General features: G+C 44.7%; 12 protein-coding genes. 3 read left to right on the top strand and 9 right to left on the bottom strand.

Going from position 1 to position 16,975, the window contains the following annotated elements:
- Positions 1 to 38: 38 nt before the first annotated feature.
- Entirely contained in the window at positions 39 to 2,567 is a 2,529-nt protein-coding gene (priA, locus tag H6F98_RS17540) for a primosomal protein N' (RefSeq protein ID WP_192219982.1), read from the bottom strand.
- A gap of 751 nt (positions 2,568 to 3,318) precedes the next feature.
- Between priA and H6F98_RS17545 the strand changes: the two genes are divergently transcribed.
- Positions 3,319 to 4,443 (top strand): RpoD/SigA family RNA polymerase sigma factor, encoded by a 1,125-nt coding sequence (locus H6F98_RS17545; protein ID WP_192219983.1) that lies wholly within the window; start codon positions 3,319 to 3,321, stop codon positions 4,441 to 4,443.
- Between the two features lie 64 nt (positions 4,444 to 4,507).
- Here the strand turns inward: H6F98_RS17545 and larB are convergent, their stop codons facing one another.
- The 8 genes from larB to H6F98_RS17585 form a co-directional block, all read right to left on the bottom strand.
- Entirely contained in the window at positions 4,508 to 5,293 is a 786-nt protein-coding gene (larB, locus tag H6F98_RS17550) for a nickel pincer cofactor biosynthesis protein LarB (RefSeq protein WP_192219984.1), read from the bottom strand.
- Between the two features lie 102 nt (positions 5,294 to 5,395).
- Positions 5,396 to 6,004, bottom strand: coding sequence for a PIN domain-containing protein (locus H6F98_RS17555; RefSeq protein WP_192219985.1), 609 nt, complete (start codon positions 6,002 to 6,004; stop codon positions 5,396 to 5,398).
- Positions 5,988 to 6,473: a hypothetical protein gene (locus H6F98_RS17560; protein WP_192219986.1), complete on the bottom strand. Its 486-nt coding sequence runs from the start codon at positions 6,471 to 6,473 to the stop codon at positions 5,988 to 5,990. Before H6F98_RS17560 ends, H6F98_RS17555 begins: the two co-directional genes overlap by 17 nt.
- Before the next feature lie 88 nt (positions 6,474 to 6,561).
- Positions 6,562 to 8,373: an ABC transporter substrate-binding protein gene (locus H6F98_RS17565; RefSeq protein WP_192219987.1), complete on the bottom strand. Its 1,812-nt coding sequence runs from the start codon at positions 8,371 to 8,373 to the stop codon at positions 6,562 to 6,564.
- 69 nt (positions 8,374 to 8,442) lie between these two features.
- Complete coding sequence (locus tag H6F98_RS17570; RefSeq protein WP_192219988.1) at positions 8,443 to 10,227, bottom strand: ABC transporter substrate-binding protein; 1,785 nt, start codon at positions 10,225 to 10,227, stop codon at positions 8,443 to 8,445.
- Positions 10,228 to 10,294: 67 nt separating this feature from the next.
- A complete protein-coding gene (locus H6F98_RS17575; protein WP_192219989.1) occupies positions 10,295 to 12,106 on the bottom strand; it encodes an ABC transporter substrate-binding protein in 1,812 nt (603 codons plus the stop codon).
- A 92-nt stretch (positions 12,107 to 12,198) separates the two neighbouring features.
- Complete coding sequence (locus H6F98_RS17580) at positions 12,199 to 13,980, bottom strand: ABC transporter substrate-binding protein (protein WP_192219990.1); 1,782 nt, start codon at positions 13,978 to 13,980, stop codon at positions 12,199 to 12,201.
- Between the two features lie 155 nt (positions 13,981 to 14,135).
- A complete protein-coding gene (locus tag H6F98_RS17585) occupies positions 14,136 to 14,780 on the bottom strand; it encodes an SH3 domain-containing protein (RefSeq protein ID WP_192219991.1) in 645 nt (214 codons plus the stop codon).
- 290 nt (positions 14,781 to 15,070) lie between these two features.
- On the opposite strand from H6F98_RS17585, the gene H6F98_RS17590 reads away from it, so the two are divergent.
- Together H6F98_RS17590 and H6F98_RS17595 are read left to right on the top strand one after the other, a co-directional pair.
- Positions 15,071 to 16,363 (top strand): ATP/GTP-binding protein, encoded by a 1,293-nt coding sequence (locus tag H6F98_RS17590; protein WP_192219992.1) that lies wholly within the window; start codon positions 15,071 to 15,073, stop codon positions 16,361 to 16,363.
- Positions 16,364 to 16,430: 67 nt separating this feature from the next.
- The gene (locus H6F98_RS17595) at positions 16,431 to 16,958 is read left to right on the top strand and encodes an RloB family protein (RefSeq protein WP_242058585.1); all 528 of its coding nucleotides are present in this window, start codon (positions 16,431 to 16,433) and stop codon (positions 16,956 to 16,958) included.
- The last annotated feature ends 17 nt before the right edge of the window (positions 16,959 to 16,975 follow it).

Raw genomic sequence — 16,975 nt, forward strand, 5'->3', positions numbered from 1 at the left:
ATTCGGCTCTTACTTGCAAAAATTTAGCCAAGCAAGCATCACATCATATTTAGTGGATCTACATCAATAGTAAGACTGACATCTTTGGGACAAATTGCTCGTAGCTCATTTAAATCTGGCAATTCTACAGATACGTCTGGAGAAAACTTGAGCAAAATTTGCCAACGATAACGACGGGCAACTCGCATGATACTGGCTGGTGCTGGTCCCAATATTTCGTAATCTAACCCAGTAGTACCTAACCAATCTGCTAGCTGTTCTGCGGCATTTTCCACTTGTGCTGCATCCAAACCACTCAACCGGAAAAGAATGAGATGTCCATAAGGGGGATAGTTCAGTGCTTCCCGTTGTTCTAGTTCTGCTTGAATGAAGGATTCATAATCGTGACGCTGTACCGCTTGAATAACTGGATGTTGTGGAGAATAGGTTTGAATAATCACTCGTCCAGGGTCATCGCCACGTCCCGCACGACCTGCCACCTGAGTTAGAGTCTGAAAAGCCCGTTCTGCTGCTCTATAATCTGCTAAATTCAGTAGTCCATCGGCTGAAATAACACCAACCAAAGTTACCTGCGCTAAATCTAGCCCCTTGGTAAGCATTTGAGTTCCAACCAAAAGGTCAGCTTCTCCATTGGCAAAGCGTGTTAACAGTGTCCGGTGCGCTCCCTTGGTTCGGGTAGTATCACTATCAAAGCGGATAAGGCGCAAGTTGGGAAAAGCTTTAGCTAATTCCTGGGCAACACGCTGGGTACCACTACCGAAAAATTTTAAATAGGGAGAACCGCATTCCGGGCAGTTGCGGGGATGGATACGGGTGTAGTTACAGTAGTGACACCGGAGCAACTCAGCCGCGCCTTCATGAGTGTAGTGATAGGACAATGAGACATCACAATGCGGACATTCAACCACATATCCACAACTGCGGCAAGACACAAATGTGCTATGTCCCCGACGGTGGATAAATAAAATTCCCTGTTGTTTCTTAGCTTGCATTTGCTGCAAAGCATTTTGGAGGGAACGGCTAAAAATTGAGCGATTGCCTTGCTGTAACTCCTGCCGCATATCCACTACTTCCACTGGCGGCATCGGTCGCGAGTGAATTCGCTCTGGAAGGGAGAGATAAGAAGTAAGAGTTACGGGGTAAGAGGAAGGTTCTAACTGCTGAGTGCTGAGTGCTGAGTGCTGAGTGCTAACACTCACCCAGGTTTCTAAAGAAGGGGTGGCAGAACCTAAGATTAGGGGGCAGTTTTCTAACTCGGCACGCCACTGGGCGACGGTACGGGCGTGGTAGGTGGGTGCAGGTTGGTCTTGTTTGAAGCTAGAGTCATGCTCTTCATCCAAGATGATTAAACCGAGTTGGGGTAAGGGCGCAAAAATTGCACTGCGGGTGCCAATCACGACTTGTGGCTCACCTGTAAGCATCTGTCGCCAAGTGTCGTAGCGTTCGCCATCGGAGAGGGCACTGTGATAAACGTTAACTTTGTTGCCAAAACGGGCGCGGAAACGGTCTGTGAGTTGAGGAGTTAGACCAATTTCTGGCACTAAGACAAGGGCAGATTTTCCTTGTTCTAGGATAGGTGCGATCGCTTGTAGGTATACCTCTGTCTTCCCAGACCCTGTAACCCCATGCAGTAGAACTTGGGCAAAGCCATTAAGACGATTAATCACCTCTAAAGCCTGACTCTGTGATCGAGTCAAGGCTTTGGCTCCGTCTCCAGCTAATCTTGGTTCTGTCGCTGTGCGTAAGATTTCCCGTTGTTGAATGACAACATAGCCTTTTTGCTCCAGTGCCTTGATTGTTGAAGAACTAGCGTTGGAAATCTGTAGCAATTCTGTCAGCCACAAATCACCGCCACGACGCCTCAGCACCTCCAAAACTTCTCGTTGCCGTCCCGTTAGCTCCAGAGATAACATCCCTGTAGCCAGTGTTACAGCTTGTCTTAATTTTGGACGTGAGGGTTTGGGCTGTTCTAGATAACTTTCAACCCAACCACGTTTAAGTAATTCCCGTAATCCCCGGCTTGCACCTCTCACCTGACGTTGGAGATATTGCCAACTGTAGTCGCCATCGGGTTGAGCTTGGAGCAGTCCCAAGAGTTGACGCGCAGTTGTACCGACAAATGTATCAGCCTGGTTTGGGAGTGCAGAGGGATTGAGGCGAATGCGACGTTGCGATCGCCCTAGCAATCTTGGTGGCAGAGCAACCCGTATCACCGACATCAGTGGCGTGCAGTAATATTGAGCAACTCGCCCCAACAGTAGCCAGTAGGAAGCTGGAAAGAACGCACGACAAATAACGTCTTCGACCTCCCGAATTTTATCTGGTGCCAATCCAGGGGGCGGTGAGTCCGCAATCTGAAATGCGATCGCTCCCATTTGTTGCGCCCCAAACGGGACACTTAAGACATCTCCAGGGTTAACCGATAAGTCTGGCGGTAATCGGTAAGTAAATAGCCCTTGCACTCCGGGACCATCCACCAGCACATCAACCCACTGATTCTGGCTATCACCAAGCTGATAAGACGCTCCACGCTCAGCCAGCACCAGACCCAAATGAGGATTAGTCATATCGTGAACTCTACTTACCAAAACTTCTCGCTGCCACTTGTGGAAGGCTTGTATCAGACTTGTCAATTTTAGCTGGCTTCAGCCGAGAAATCTTTGAGAGTAGAGGAAGCTACAACAGTTGCTCTCACTACGACTCATCGTCCCCTCCTACTGACTCTATGAAAGTACTCGCTTTTCTCACTATTGGTAGAGAGGATAGCCCAAGCGTGTGTGAGATTCTGTGTCTAGAAGCAAAGTTAATTGAAAAAACCAATCATTCAAGCTAGTGGGCAAATATTTGCCTACGTTTCAGTCTCAGTGTCCAAATTTTTATAGGTCTATGGCTGTGAAATGTGAAAATTCTTGTCGGTATCAGGAATTATGACCCCGGCTTAATTGACGGTAGTTCTTCTGTTTCCTGAAGCACACTAGTTTTGTCTAAGCCGTAAAAATACTTAATAATTAGCCTTTTGTAATCAGGGGAACAGCTAACTATTTTACTTCTGATAGCCTTAGAATCAGTGTTTTCGGATTTCTAAAGCTGGGGAGTCAATCATTAAAAGGGTTTTAGAATCTTCCCTTGGATCTAGTTCCGCTTCACGCCTCTCTAGCTCATCCTCCTGCCATTTAGAGTTTCCTGCACTCTTGAGCCACTTTCGGTGTCGCAAACCACTTGCGTCAAGAATCGTTTAATTCTTGTCACCGTATAGCGTTAGTCACAAGAGAGCCACCTTCTCTCAATCTCTCGTACACTCATAACTCGAAGCTCGCCATGAACATTGCTGAATTGAACCAGATTGATAATCTCAAGTCTACAGAAGATACAGATTTTTCTCCTCCTGATAATTTTGAGGTAGAGGAAGCTGACTTGAGTCTTGTAGAAGTTGAATTCTCGGAAGCAGGGGATCATTTGGCAGCCGGACGTGCATCTGGATATCGCAAAACTAGCTCGGATGACACGGTAGGTGCTTTTTTCAAAGAAATGGCACGTTACCCGCTGCTTAAGCCAGAAGAAGAGATTGAACTAGCCAATCGTGTCCAGTTTTTACTGGAAATGGATGAACTCCAACAACGATTGGAGACAGAATTAGGACATAAGCCTAGTAAAGCGGAAGTTGCCAAAGCACTCAATCTTACAGAACGTCAGCTAGAAAGTCGTCTCTACCGCGCTCGTGTGGCAAAGCGTAAAATGATTCGCTCCAACCTGCGCTTAGTGGTATCAATTGCTAAAAGATATTTAAACCGTGGTGTTCCTTTCCTGGATTTGATTCAAGAAGGAGCCTTGGGTTTGAATCGGGCGACGGAAAAGTTCGATCCAAACAAAGGTTATAAATTTTCTACCTATGCATATTGGTGGATTCGTCAGGCGATTACTCGCACGATCGCTAATGATGCTCGAACGATTCGTTTGCCAATTCATATTGTTGAAAAATTAAATAAACTCAAGAAAGCTCAGCGTGACCTCAAGCAAGAACTGCAACGCAACCCCAATGAAGAGGAGCTAGCCCAAGCGTTAGAAATTACACCATCCCACTTGCGTCAGCTACTACAGTTGCGTAGGCGATCGCTTTCTCTCAACCACCGAGTTGGTAAGGGAGAAGATACAGAACTCGTGGATTTGCTCGAAGATAATGATCTGCGTTTGCCAGAGGAGCAGATGAGCGAAACCATGATGCGCCAAGAAATCTGGGATGTCTTAAGTGATGTATTGACAGAAAGAGAAAAAGATGTTATATCACTTCGCTATGGTTTAGCAAGCAGTGAACCCTACACCTTGGAAGAAGTAGGTGGTATGTTCAATCTTTCCCGTGAGCGTGTCCGTCAGATCCAAAGCAAAGCCATGCGTAAGTTACGCCGTCCCCAAGTGGCTCGACGCCTTAAGGGTTGGCTGAATTAAATCCTCTAATCTCAACCAGTAGGGGCGCAAGGCTTGCGCCCCTACAAGTGCTATTGCATGAGAGCTATTGATCAATAGTTGGTTTGAGCTTGTGAGCAGTTCTCAGGATTTGCCCTGCCAAAATCGCTGCCCCAAATCCATTATCAATATTGACAACTCCGATTCCAGGCGCACACGAGTTGAGCATTGTCAGAAGAGGAGCAATGCCGCCAAAACTTGTACCGTAGCCAATACTGGTAGGCACTGCAATCACTGGGCAATCTGCCAAACCTGCGACAACACTAGGTAACGCCCCTTCCATTCCAGCGACGACAATCAGAACATCTGCCTCGGTAACTACGTGTTGATTACTCAGCAAGCGGTGGATACCAGCCACCCCAACATCCCAGAGGCGCTTGACTTGAAAACCACATAATTCAGCCGTTACAGCGGCTTCCTCCGCGACGGGTAAGTCAGATGTACCTGCACAAATAACACTGATAATTCCTGAATATTTAGATTGGATTGTTCCTTGTACTAATGTGCAAATCCGGGCAGTTGGATAGTATTGCAAGCCGGGGACTTTTTCTTGCAGTTTGGTAAAGACATCTGGCTCAATTCGGGTTGCCATAACTAGAGGATTACGCGATCGCATCACCTCCATAATTTGTGCAATTTGTTCAGGCGTTTTCCCTAAGCCCCAAATTACTTCAGGAAAGCCAGTTCTTAAGGTGCGGTGATGGTCGATTTTGGCAAAATCCCCGACTGACTCAAACGCAAGATTTTTCAGTTTGTCTAGGGCACTAGCTGGCGTCACGTTACCAGCAGCAACAGCTTCGAGTAGAGATTGTAGAGCTTCAGGTTGAGTCATTATTACAAAAATTGTTTATTCGGTCACTTTAAATTGATAACTGTTCCCACAACACCTGGTTAGGGAACAGGAGAAAATTATCATTATCCTGTACGAACTAGCTTACAAAGTTGATTGAGAATTCAGCCAACCTAGGAAACTTTCGGTTGTCCTGAAATACTGTTCTACACCAGCGTCCCGCAAAGGCTGCTGAACTTCTAACGCTCCGAATTCTTTGACATTACCACTTAGAAACACCTTAACTTCAGTAGGATGTACGCTTGCATCCTGAAGGATGTTGTACAGAATCAGATTGTCAGTAGGCTCTTTTTCAAAGAAAGCGGTGTTCAAGCTTGTCTGTAACATATTGGCAGTTAGGGCAATGATCTCAGCCTGAGCAGCAAGCTGATCGAGGGCTTGAAATAGACGCTCTTTGATATCGTTAAGTAACCCCCGATTTTCAAGTACAGACTGCCTCACATGGAAAAGGAGAGACTTAGCATAAGGTGAGGTAACGTCTCGTCGTAATTGGCTGATTTGCAGATTCAACTCGTTCTCAAATCGGTTGCGACGCTTTAGCTCCTCCTCTAGCGCTGAAAGAGCTTCCATACAGCAAATGCTGGGGATGGCGATGCGGACTGATGATGGTGGTGTTGAGAGCAAATTGTAGGCTTGAGAGTCGCGTCCTGTAGCAATGCTCATCAAGAAGTTAGTTTCAATATACAGTCTCACCACTTAGTGCTATCCCAGAGTAAGTCGTTCCATCTTCAATCTGCTGTAACAAACCAACTTCCGCTAACTGTTGTGAAGCTGGCGGTGTTTGGGATTTCCAGTGATAGGCTAAGTCACTCAGCCATGCTTCAACTAGCCCCTCTAGGTAATGATGAAATATTCGTATTTCCCCGTATCTGGTTTCATAATGGCTGAGTACAGGGGCAGTCTTAATGTAGCTAACTGGTTCAGACAAATCAGTCCCGTCACAGCGAAAAATCTGAATATCTTCAAAATCAACTAGCATGGCGAAGGGGATCTCTGTATTTGCTGCTTGCAGATACGATTTTACTTTCTCAATGAACCAATCCTTGTGTTGCTTGCCTGCGAGGTGTCTCGCTTTAACCTCAACGAGTAGAATGGTTGTCCCACTTTTGTCTTGGGCAATGATATCAAACGGAATATCAGTGTTCAGTTTTTGGATTTCCATGACCCTAAATCCTACAGCGAGTTGAGTGTCTCTGCCTCATCAGGCTGCTGTTATACCTTCATCCTATGCTAAGTAGATATCAAGCTTGTTAATCGCTGACTTTCAACTCATAGATATTCCAGACAACGCCACCAAGGGCATTGTATTTAACGTTTTGGATGCGATCGCGTACTGCCGACATTGATAATGAATTCACCAGGTAAATCATCGGCAAATACTCTTGCGTAATACGTTGCGTCTCGGCGTAGATGGCTTTGCGTTTTGCTTCGTCTACTGTTTTTGCCCCCTCAACATAGAGACGACCGATTTGGGCCTCCCAATCGTAAACTTCTCTGCCCTCAATCGGTACTTGTCCCTGTTGGGGTTTCTGGTTGAAGGCGTGTAATCCTCCATCTGGTAACCAAACATTAGCCCCATCATGTGGTTCCACACCACCCGTGAAGCCTAAGAGATAAGAGTCCCAGTCTAGGGTGTTGGAAAGTTTATCAACCAGCGTGTTAAATGCGATCGGATTGAAATCGACTTGAATACCAATTTGGCTTAAGTTTTGCTTAATTTGCGCTCCCAATGCTACGCGAGTTTTATTTTCTGCATTGGTAAGTAACGTGAAGCGTACTCGGTTGCCTTCAGCGTCAAGTAATTGTCCTCTATCGTTAAATTTAAATCCTGCTTTTGTTAATAATTCCTTTGATTGCTCAGGATTATAGTCGTAGACTTTTAGACCTTCTTGTTGCGAAATGTAGTAGGGGCTTTGTAAAGAAATTGGTGAATTTTGTAACTCTCCCAAACCACGTAGGGTGTTATTAATCATGCTCTGGCGATCGAGGGCATAGGCGATCGCTTGTCGAAATTCCACTGAATTGAACCAACGAGACTTGATTGGATCAACTAATGGACGTCCCTTTCTTTGACCTTTGTTGAGGTTGAAGGAAAGAAAAAGCGTACCAGGTCTTGCTTCTGCCGTATGAAGCTTAAACTTTCCTCGCTTTTCTTCCCGCTTGAGTAGCCCAAAATGCTCAACAGGCATATATCCCCAACCCTCAGTCAGATCTAAACCCCCAGAACGAAACTGAAGTAAAGCGGTTTCTTGTGATTCAACAATTTGCCAGACAATCCTCTGGATGTAAGGCTGAGGTTTGCCTTGAGCATCTTTGCGCCAGTAGTAAGGGTTTCGCTCCAAAACTACACGTTGACTAGGTGTATAGCTAGCAATGCGATAAGCGCCGTTGACAACAATTTCTTGAGGATTTGCATCTGTTCCCCACGTTGAGGCAAATTTCGGGTTTCCGCTAGCATCTTTAGTAATTACCGATTCGCGGAGAATATGTTTCGGTAAGATAACAATGCCATCTTGTGGTCCAGATGTAATGCGTAAAAAAGGAGCAAAAGGCTCTGGTAGAGTAAATTCAACCCGACGCTCATCCAGCCTTCTAATCTTAGGGAAAGTGCCTGATGTACCAATTTTTAGAACATCTTTTTGATCAGTGGCAATCTCTGGATTAAAAACAATCTCCTCATAAGTAAAGACAACATCATCCGCTGTCAATGGCACACCGTCTGACCACTTCAAGCCCTCCCGTAGGGTAAAAATATAGCGCTGGTTATTGTCAAAACTCTCCCAAGATTCCGCCAAACCTGGCTCAATCTTTCCAGTGAACTCGTTGGCAAAGGTTAACCCCTCAAAGGTGAAAGGAAAAATATTTGGAAACTCGCTTTTTAGGGCGTAGTTGAAGGTTTTTGGATCGCTAATAGTATGTAGCACCAGTTGCGATACTTGAGCCGCTTCTGTTTTTAGCTCTGTTGGGTTACAGCCTCCTAGAGCTAATTCAGGAATCACCCACAAAATCAAGGTTAGTAGTACAGATAACCAACGACGGAGATTCGGCAAGACGGTACTCATATGGCAGTGCTACTCAGCTTTCGACCCATGATAAACTTCTGTCGTTTCTTTGAGAGACAATCTTGACTATTAATCCATCGCTTTCAATTCATAGACATTCCACAGAGTTCCCCCAAGCGCTGAGTATTTTACGCCTTGGATGCGATCGCGTACTGCTGTCAGAGACAGCGGATTCACCAGATGAATAAAGGGTAAGTACTCTTGTGCGAGGCGTTGTGTTTCGGCATAAATTTCCTTACGCTTTGCCTCATCTACCTCCTGTGCGCCTTGGATATAGAGACGACCAATTTCTTCTTCCCAATCTGCTACCTCCCGCCCTTCTATCGGTGGTTGTCCGGGTTGAGGTTTCTGATTGAAGGGGTGGAATTGACCGTCAGGCAACCAGATATTCGCTCCACTATTCGGTTCAATGCCACCAGTAATCAGTCCGAAATAACATTCCCATTCGAGTGTGTTCAGCACCTTGTCGATCATGACGGCAAAATCAATGGGCGTGAAATCGACTTGAATCCCGATTTTACTCAGATCGGACTTAAGCTGCGAACCTATTGAGTCACTGATTCTACTACCTGCTTGGCTCAATAGGGTGAAGCGGACGCGGTTGCCATCTGCATCGAGCAACTGGTTTTTATTGTTGTATTTGAATCCCGCTCCCAGCAGTAATTCTTTTGCCTTTTCTGGATTATAGTCGTAGACTTTTAGACCTTCTTTGGGGGAAAAATAGTAAGGGCTTTGGACAGAGATGGGTGAATCTTGAAATTCACCAAGTCCACGAAAGACATTATTAATCATGGCTTGGCGATCAAGAGCGTAGGCAACGGCTTGTCTAAAGGCAAGCGTGTTGAACCAACGCGACTTAATCGGATCGACTAATGGGCGTCCCTTACGGCGACCTTTATTGAGATTGAAGGTAATAAAATTAGTCCCAAAGTCAGGGCCACCATTTTTAATGGTAAAGTTGCCTCGCTTCTCTTCCCGCTTGAGTAGCTGAAAACTACTAGGAGCAATTTCAAGCAGATCTAAGCCCCCAGAACGAAACTGGATTAAGCCCGTATCGCTCGATTCGACAGTTTGCCAAATTAGGCGTTCAACATAAGGCTGTGGGTTACCCTGAGCATCTTTACGCCAGTAGTAAGGATTACGCCTAAAGATTACCCGTTCATATGGGGTGTAGCTCTCCAATGTATAGGCACCACTGCCAATAATTTTCTTTGGATCTGTATCAGTTCCCCAGGTAGACAGAAACTTCGGCTTTCCGTCTCGGTTGTTAGTGAATACGGCTTCGCGTAGGGCGTGTTCCGGCAAGATTGCTACGCCGCCAACTGTTCGGAGGAAGGGGGCAAACGTCTCTGGCACGGTGAATTCTACACGGCGGTCGTCCAGTTTACGGACTTTTGGTAAAGCACGACTTTCACCAATTCGGAGAACATCTCTAAAATCTGTGGGAATCCGCTCGTTGAAGAAGATGTCATTGTAGGTGAAAACAACATCATCGGTTGTCAGTGGTTCACCATCAGACCACTTCAGTCCTTCGCGCAGGGTAAAGACAATCTGCTTGCTGTCTTCAGAAATTTCCCAAGATTCCGCTAGGGCTGGTTCAATGTCCGCAGTCACTCCATTTTCCGTAATCAAGCCATCGTAAATGTAACCAAAAACGGTGGGTGATGCTTGGTTCATCGCATAGTTAAAGCTTTGTGGATCGCCTGGATTGCGAAACACGATCTGGGGAACTTGGGCAGCTTCGGTTTTAAATTGAGAGAGAGTACAGCCTGAAAGTGCGATCGCCAAAATTGAGGCGAGTAAAACGGAAAACCAACGACGCAGAGTAGTAGTCGAGAACACAGCAGAAATCATGTTGCAGTGCCACTAGGAGTTTTTCGGATGATAGACCAGCTTCCTTTGAGGAGAAATAACCGGGTAATCACTTTATATATTCGTCTGTGAGTTTGAGTTCGTAGAGATTCCACAGACTACCCCCAAGGGATGAGTATTTTATACCTTTAACGCGATCGCGTACAGCCACAAAAGTTAGCGGACTAACTAGATGGATGAAAGGTAAATTCTCTTGGGCGATGCGTTGCCCTTCGGCATAAATCGCTTTGCGTTTGGCTTCGTCCAACTCCTGCGCTCCCTCAACATAGAGACGAGCCATTTCCCGCTCCCAGTCGGCAAATTCCTGTCCTCTGATTGGAGGTTGCCCTGGTTGAGGTTGTGAGTTGAATTGATGTAATCCGCCATCTAAAGCCCAAATTGTGGAACCACCGTGCGGGTCAATTCCAGCTCCGCCAATAGCGCCAAGGTAAGCGTCCCAATTCATCGTGTTGTTGAGCTTGTCTAAAAGCGCGTTGAAGTCAATGGATTGGAAGTCAACTTGAATGCCGATTTTACTTAAATCTCGCAGGATTTGGGTTCCAATAGAGCTGATGCGTCTACCCCCAGCATTAGTCAAGAGTGTGAAGCGCACGCGATTGCCTTTTTCATCAAACAGTTCACCTCTATCGTTATATTTGAATCCCGCCTCCAACAGTAATTTCTTCGCTTTTTCTGGGTTGTAGTCGTAAACTTTTAGACCCTTTTCCGGAGAGAGATAGTAGGCACTGTTCTCCGGAATCATTGAATGTTGCGGTTCACCCAAACCCAGAAGAATGTTGTTAATCATGGTTCGGCGGTCAATGGCATAGGCAACGGCTTGCCGAAAGGCAACGTTATTAAACCAGCGAGATTTCATTGGATCGACTAAAGGCTTTCCGTTACGGCTTCCTTTATTGAGGTTGAAGCACATAAACAGTCTGGTCGTGTCGGGACCACCATTGTGGATCGTAAAATTAGCTCGATTTTCTTCTCGCTTCAGCAGGGCAAACGTTGCAGCGGAAATATCGAGGATATCAGCCTCTTTAGAGCGAAACTGTAATAACGCTGTATCAGTGTTTTCGATAATTTGCCAGACGAAGCGCTCAATATAAGGTAGAGGATTGCCCTGAGCATCTTTTTTCCAGTAGTAGGGGTTACGTCGGAATACTACACGCTGACCGATGCTGTAACTTTCCATCCGATAGGGACCATTGCCGATAATTTTGTCTGGATCGGTATCTGTTCCCCAAGTTGATAGAAACACAGGATTCCCCTGTGAGTCTTTGGTCTTTACCGATTGACGTAGAGCATGGGCTGGCAAGATTGGCGCTCCACCCGCATAGAGAAGGAAGGGTGCAAAAGGTTCTGGTACTGTAAATTCAACTCGGCGCTCGTCTAGTTTTCGCACAGTCGGCAGTGCGTTACTTTCTCCAATTCTGAGGACATCTCTGGTCGGGGCAGGAATTTGTTCATTCAAGTAGATGTCATTGAACGTAAAAACTACATCATCTGCTGTCAGGGGTTTACCATCTGACCACTTCAAGTGTTTTCGTAGGGTAAAGACAATTCGCTTTTTGTCCTCTGAAATTTCCCAGGACTCAGCTTGGGCTGGATTAAGTTCCCCAGTAAGCCCATCTACACTGATTAACCCCTCGTAAATGTAATCGAATACGTTAGGCGATTCTTGACTCAGGGCATAGTTAAACGTTTTAGGGTCAGTGCCAACATTGGCAACAAGTTGGGGGACTTGAGCCGCCTCAGACTTAAATTGAGCGATAAAGTCAGCCGGACTACAGGAACCCAGAGCGATCGCTAAAATCGCAAGAAGTATACCTAAAAACCAATGACGGCGAGTACTGGTCAAGAAGGTAGTAGGGTTCATACTGTAACGTTACTGAGCTTTTTCATATAATCTCATCCTAGTGTTTTCAGCCTCGGATGATTGTCTCGGATGAGTGTGAAGAACAGATTGGGTTAGTTGTCTTCAAGCTTGAGTTGGTCAATGTTCCAGAGTGTTCCCCCAAGTGCAGTAAACTCCACACCCTTGACGCGATCGCGTACTGCTGCTAGCGCCAGTGGGTTCACTAGGTAAATAAAGGGCAAATTCTCTTGGGTAATTTGTTGCGTTTTCGCATAAATCGCTTTGCGCTTGGCTTCGTCTAACTCTTGTGCGCCTTGAATATACAGACGACCAATTTCCTGTTCCCAATCCGAGATTTCTCGACCTTCAATCGGAGGTTGTCCGGGTTTGGCTGGTTGATTGAAGCGATGGGATGCACCGTTGGGCGACCAAATATTAGAGCCATCATTCGGCTCAATTCCTCCTGTAAAGCCAAGGAGATAACATTCCCAATCAATCGTGTTGTTGAGCTTGTCTAAGAGCGTTGTAAACTCGATCGCATTTATATCCACTTGCATACCGATTAGGCTCAAGTTTTGTTTAATCTGAGAAGCCATTGCTTCAGTGCCCCGACTACTTGCACCTGTTAGTAAGCTAAAGCGCACCCGATTCCCCGCTTCATCCAGCAGTTGACCTTTGGCATTGTATTTAAATCCCGCTTGCAAAAGTAATTCTTTCGACCGTTCAGGATTGTAGTCGTAAACCTTTAAGCCCTCTTTGGGAGAAAGGTAATAGGGACTTTGGACGGAAATCGGGGAATTTTGAGGTTCACCTAACCCTCGAAAAATATTGTTAATGATCGTTCGCCGATCAATCGCATAGGCAACAGCTTGTCGAAAGGCAACGTTGTTGAACCAACGAGACTTAATCGGATCTACCAGTGGACGACCTTTGCGCCTACCTTTATTGAGGTTGAACGCAATAAATGTTGTGCCATAATCAGGACCACCGTTGTAGATTGTAAATTTACCCCGTTCCTCCTCCCGCTTCAGCAAGGAAAAGGTTGCGGGGGAGACACCGACAATATCCAATCCCCCAGAACGAAACTGGATTAAAGAGGTATCGGTGTTTTCAACAAGTTGCCAAGTGAAACGCTGGATATAAGGTAGAGAATTGCCCTGAGTGTCTTTCTTCCAGTAGTAAGGATTCCGTTCAAAGACAACGCGCTGGCTGGCGGCGTAACCCGTGAGTCGGTAGGGGCCATTGGTAATAATTTTGTTTGGGTCTGTATCTGTTCCCCAGGTTGAGAGGAATTTAGGATTACCTTTAGCATCTTTGGTGTTGATCGCCTCGCGCAGTGCATGGGCAGGTAAAATGGCAAGACTTGCCGAGCGAAGAAAAGGGGCAAAGGGTTCAGGGATAGTAAATTCTATTTCACGCTCATTGAGTTTTCGCACAGTCGGCAGTGCTTGACTTTCCCCAATTTTTAAACTATCTCGGATTGGTGTGGGAATGGCTTCATTGAAGAAGACATCGTTGTAGGTAAAAATTACATCGTCAGCGGTTAAGGGTGCGCCATCTGACCATTTCAGTCCTTCTCGCAAGGTAAAGACAATTTGCCGCTTGTCCTCAGACATTGTCCAGGATTCGGCAAGTGCAGGCTCTATTTCTCCCCGACCATTTTCAGTGATTAGCCCTTCATAGGTGTAGCTAAAAATGTTAGGCGATTCACTGCTTAAGGCGTAGTTAAAGGTTTTTGGGTCAGTCGTCTGACTAACGACTAATTGTGGTGATGATGCGGCTTGGGTGATGTATTGGGCTGGACTACAGGAAGAAAGCGCGATCGCACAAACTACAGCCAGCGTTCCCGCTAACCAACGTCGCCCAGTTGCCATGAAAATAGTAAAGAGTTTCATAGATTAATTTATACCTATAAGCCGCTTACAAAGTTGACTAGGGCTATAGCCAGCTAAGAAAAGTTAAGGGGCTTAACCCGTCTACTTTGTAGAATATCCTCATCCTAATGCGATCGCCTTGGTAAGAAGGGTATGACTAAGAGCGATCGCTTGTTTCATGAGCAGGTAGTGAAGGGACTTGGACACTGAGCATTTGGTGCAATCCAGCCTTTTAGACCTTTATATTCAACCAAAGCCCAAGTGCGATCGCAACTTAAAAGCTTGACAGTAGTCTGTTCCGGAATCCGACCAACTGTTGCGCTTTGAGTATTGGCACTCTTGTAAACTGAAACTCCCCCAGAACCATAGCCACGAGTACTCGTCCCCAACAACTGCGAGTAAATCCAGCCAGTTCCCTGAAATTCAACTCCTTGAGGGCTTTCTGCGTGAGTTAACTGTACCCAATCGCCTTGGGAGGCTGTAAGATCGACAACCACACCCGCTGTAGTTGTCGGCAAATTTCCGATAATTTTGTAATTGCTACCTGCTCCAGAGCGCACATTCAACCCTTTTGGATCAGTATCAATGACATAGGCAGAAATCTCACAAGTTCGTTCACTGTTTAGACTTTCCGTCAACTGAGTATTAGGTTGAGTTGAAGGTTTAGCCTCAGATGTACTAGATGCTTGAGGTGTTTGCACAGGCGTTGTTGTTGACGGACTCGACGCTTCACTGATTGGAGAGGACTGAGGTAAGTCAGAATCCTGGCAACCAACAGCAAGGCTACCCAAGAATACAGTCAATATTAATAAGCGTCTCATAACAGTCCTCTTATCGCCTTGCTTTAAATACAGAAACTTGATTTGGTTCTATGACTATATTTCGGAGAACGATTGAGCTAACCGGAAGGAGATAACCTTTGCAATTCAACGAATAACCTATGCTCCATTCTGATTTAGCGATTTGGTAAACAGCGCATCTTAAAAACAGTACATATGTATGGAGGTAAGGCAATCTTATACCTTAGCAGTTTAATTCAGTTGCTGCTATCCTCAAGGCAAGAAGCTGTGATTTTTTCACAAATTCTCGCCCTAAGTCTAAAGTCCATGCCATGCTTATCGAATTTAGTGTAGGTAACTACAGATCGTTTAAGGAGCAAGTCACCTTTAGCATGGTGGCAGCTAACCTTGTCGCGAAAGACAAAAAGCTTGATGAAAACAACGTTTTTGAAATAGACGATGATCTTAAATTACTTAAGAGCGCCGCAATATACGGTGCAAATGCCAGCGGTAAAAGCAACATGGCTAAAGCATTAGGCTTCATGAGATGGTTCATGATTAACTCTTCTAAAGAGACTCAAAGCACAGAAAAAATCGGTGTTGAGCCATTTAAGCTTGATACTGAAACCGAAGCCAAGCCATCTTTTTTTGAAATAGTATTTTTAATGAACAATAAAAGATATAGATATGGATTTGAAGCAACTCGTGACAAAGTTGTCTCTGAATGGTTATTTTATGTTCCTAAATCAAGAGAGACTAAACTTTTTGAACGCAAAGAGGACAATATTCGTGTTTCTAAAACATACAAGGCTGATGGTATTCAGCAGAAAACCAGGCATAATGCCCTCTTCTTGTCTGTATCTGCTCAATTTAATGTCCAGATTGCAGAAAGAATTTTGGATTGGTTTACAAACACAGTTAAAGTTGTTTCTGGATTAGATGATAGACGTTATCGAGGATATACAGTTAGTTGTTTGATAGATAACGAAAACAAAGATGAAATTCTTCATTTACTCAAAAAATTAGATTTAGGTTTTAGTAATGTCAAGGTAAAAGAAAGCAAGTTTACCCTTGACTCTTTGCCCAATCAGTTACCAGATGAAATAAAAAACTTTATTTTAAAAAATGTGGAAAAAGAAGCGATATCCGTATCAGTTCAGACCATACACCTAAAAATTGATAGAAAAGGAAATTCTGTATCTACAGAGCTTTTTGATTTAGACGATCAAGAGTCCGAGGGAACACAAAAAGTCTTTGCTTTAGCAGGACCTCTTGTTGACACGCTGAAAGATGGAAAAGTTCTAATCATTGATGAATTTGATGCAAGAATTCATCCTTTGATCAGCCGTGCGATTGTTGAAGTATTTAATTCTAAAGAAACAAATCCAAGTAATGCTCAGTTAATATTCATGACTCACGATACCAATCTACTTAGCAATAAGCTTTTTCGTAGAGATCAAATTTGGTTTACCGAAAAAAATAGATACGGCGCAACAGATTTATACTCTCTAGCAGAATACAAAGTACGTAACGATGCCTCATTCGAGAGTGATTATATTAAAGGTAGATATGGCGCAATTCCTTATATCGGAAATCTGAATCATCTGCTCGACTCCCATGTCTAGAAGAAGGGTAAACTCTCGTGGATATTCACCCAGAAAGGTTAATACGAGGGAAGTCAGGCAGAGATTCTTGATCGTATGTGAAGGAGAGAAAACCGAACCTAACTATTTTGAGGGGTTTCGTGTTTCCAAGGTTGTTGAAATAGATGTGCAGGGTTTAGGAGAAAATCCAAGTAAACTAGTTCAAAGTGCCAAGGAGCTGAAAAAACAAGATGATTATGATCAGGTTTGGTGTGTTTTTGATCGTGATTCTTGGACTGTAGAGGATTTTAATAACGCTATCAAAAATGCTACTGCTCAAGGATTTAAAGTTGCTTATTCCAATGAAGCATTTGAGCTGTGGTATGTCCTACACTTTGAATTTATCGATACTGGTATTCCTCGAAAGGATTATCTTCGTAAGTTGACTTCCCTACTTGGTCGGACATATCAGAAAAACAGTGAAGCCATCTATGATGAGCTATTTGAGAAGCAATCTATTGCTATTAGAAATGCTGAAAATCTTCTTAAACAATACGATCCTCACAATCCAGTCAGAGACAATCCATCCACTACGGTGCATCTGTTAGTACTGGAACTCAACAGATTCATTCAATGAGTAGACTTTGAACAATC

The sequence above is a fragment of the Microcoleus sp. FACHB-SPT15 genome (assembly GCF_014849525.1).
In the GTDB taxonomy this organism is placed as follows: Bacteria; Cyanobacteriota; Cyanobacteriia; order Cyanobacteriales; family Coleofasciculaceae; genus Symplocastrum; species Symplocastrum torsivum.

Bases quoted from the DNA above. Each gene is read 5' to 3' on its own strand.
- H6F98_RS17560 (WP_192219986.1), bottom strand. From the start codon at position 6,473: ATGGAAATCCAAAAACTGAACACTGATATTCCGTTTGATATCATTGCC.
- larB (WP_192219984.1), bottom strand. From the start codon at position 5,293: ATGACTCAACCTGAAGCTCTACAATCTCTACTCGAAGCTGTTGCTGCT.
- H6F98_RS17575 (WP_192219989.1), bottom strand. From the start codon at position 12,106: ATGAACCCTACTACCTTCTTGACCAGTACTCGCCGTCATTGGTTTTTA.
- H6F98_RS17580 (WP_192219990.1), bottom strand. From the start codon at position 13,980: ATGAAACTCTTTACTATTTTCATGGCAACTGGGCGACGTTGGTTAGCG.
- H6F98_RS17585 (WP_192219991.1), bottom strand. From the start codon at position 14,780: ATGAGACGCTTATTAATATTGACTGTATTCTTGGGTAGCCTTGCTGTT.
- H6F98_RS17590 (WP_192219992.1), top strand. From the start codon at position 15,071: ATGCTTATCGAATTTAGTGTAGGTAACTACAGATCGTTTAAGGAGCAA.
- H6F98_RS17565 (WP_192219987.1), bottom strand. From the start codon at position 8,373: ATGAGTACCGTCTTGCCGAATCTCCGTCGTTGGTTATCTGTACTACTA.
- H6F98_RS17545 (WP_192219983.1), top strand. From the start codon at position 3,319: ATGAACATTGCTGAATTGAACCAGATTGATAATCTCAAGTCTACAGAA.
- priA (WP_192219982.1), bottom strand. From the start codon at position 2,567: ATGACTAATCCTCATTTGGGTCTGGTGCTGGCTGAGCGTGGAGCGTCT.
- H6F98_RS17570 (WP_192219988.1), bottom strand. From the start codon at position 10,227: ATGATTTCTGCTGTGTTCTCGACTACTACTCTGCGTCGTTGGTTTTCC.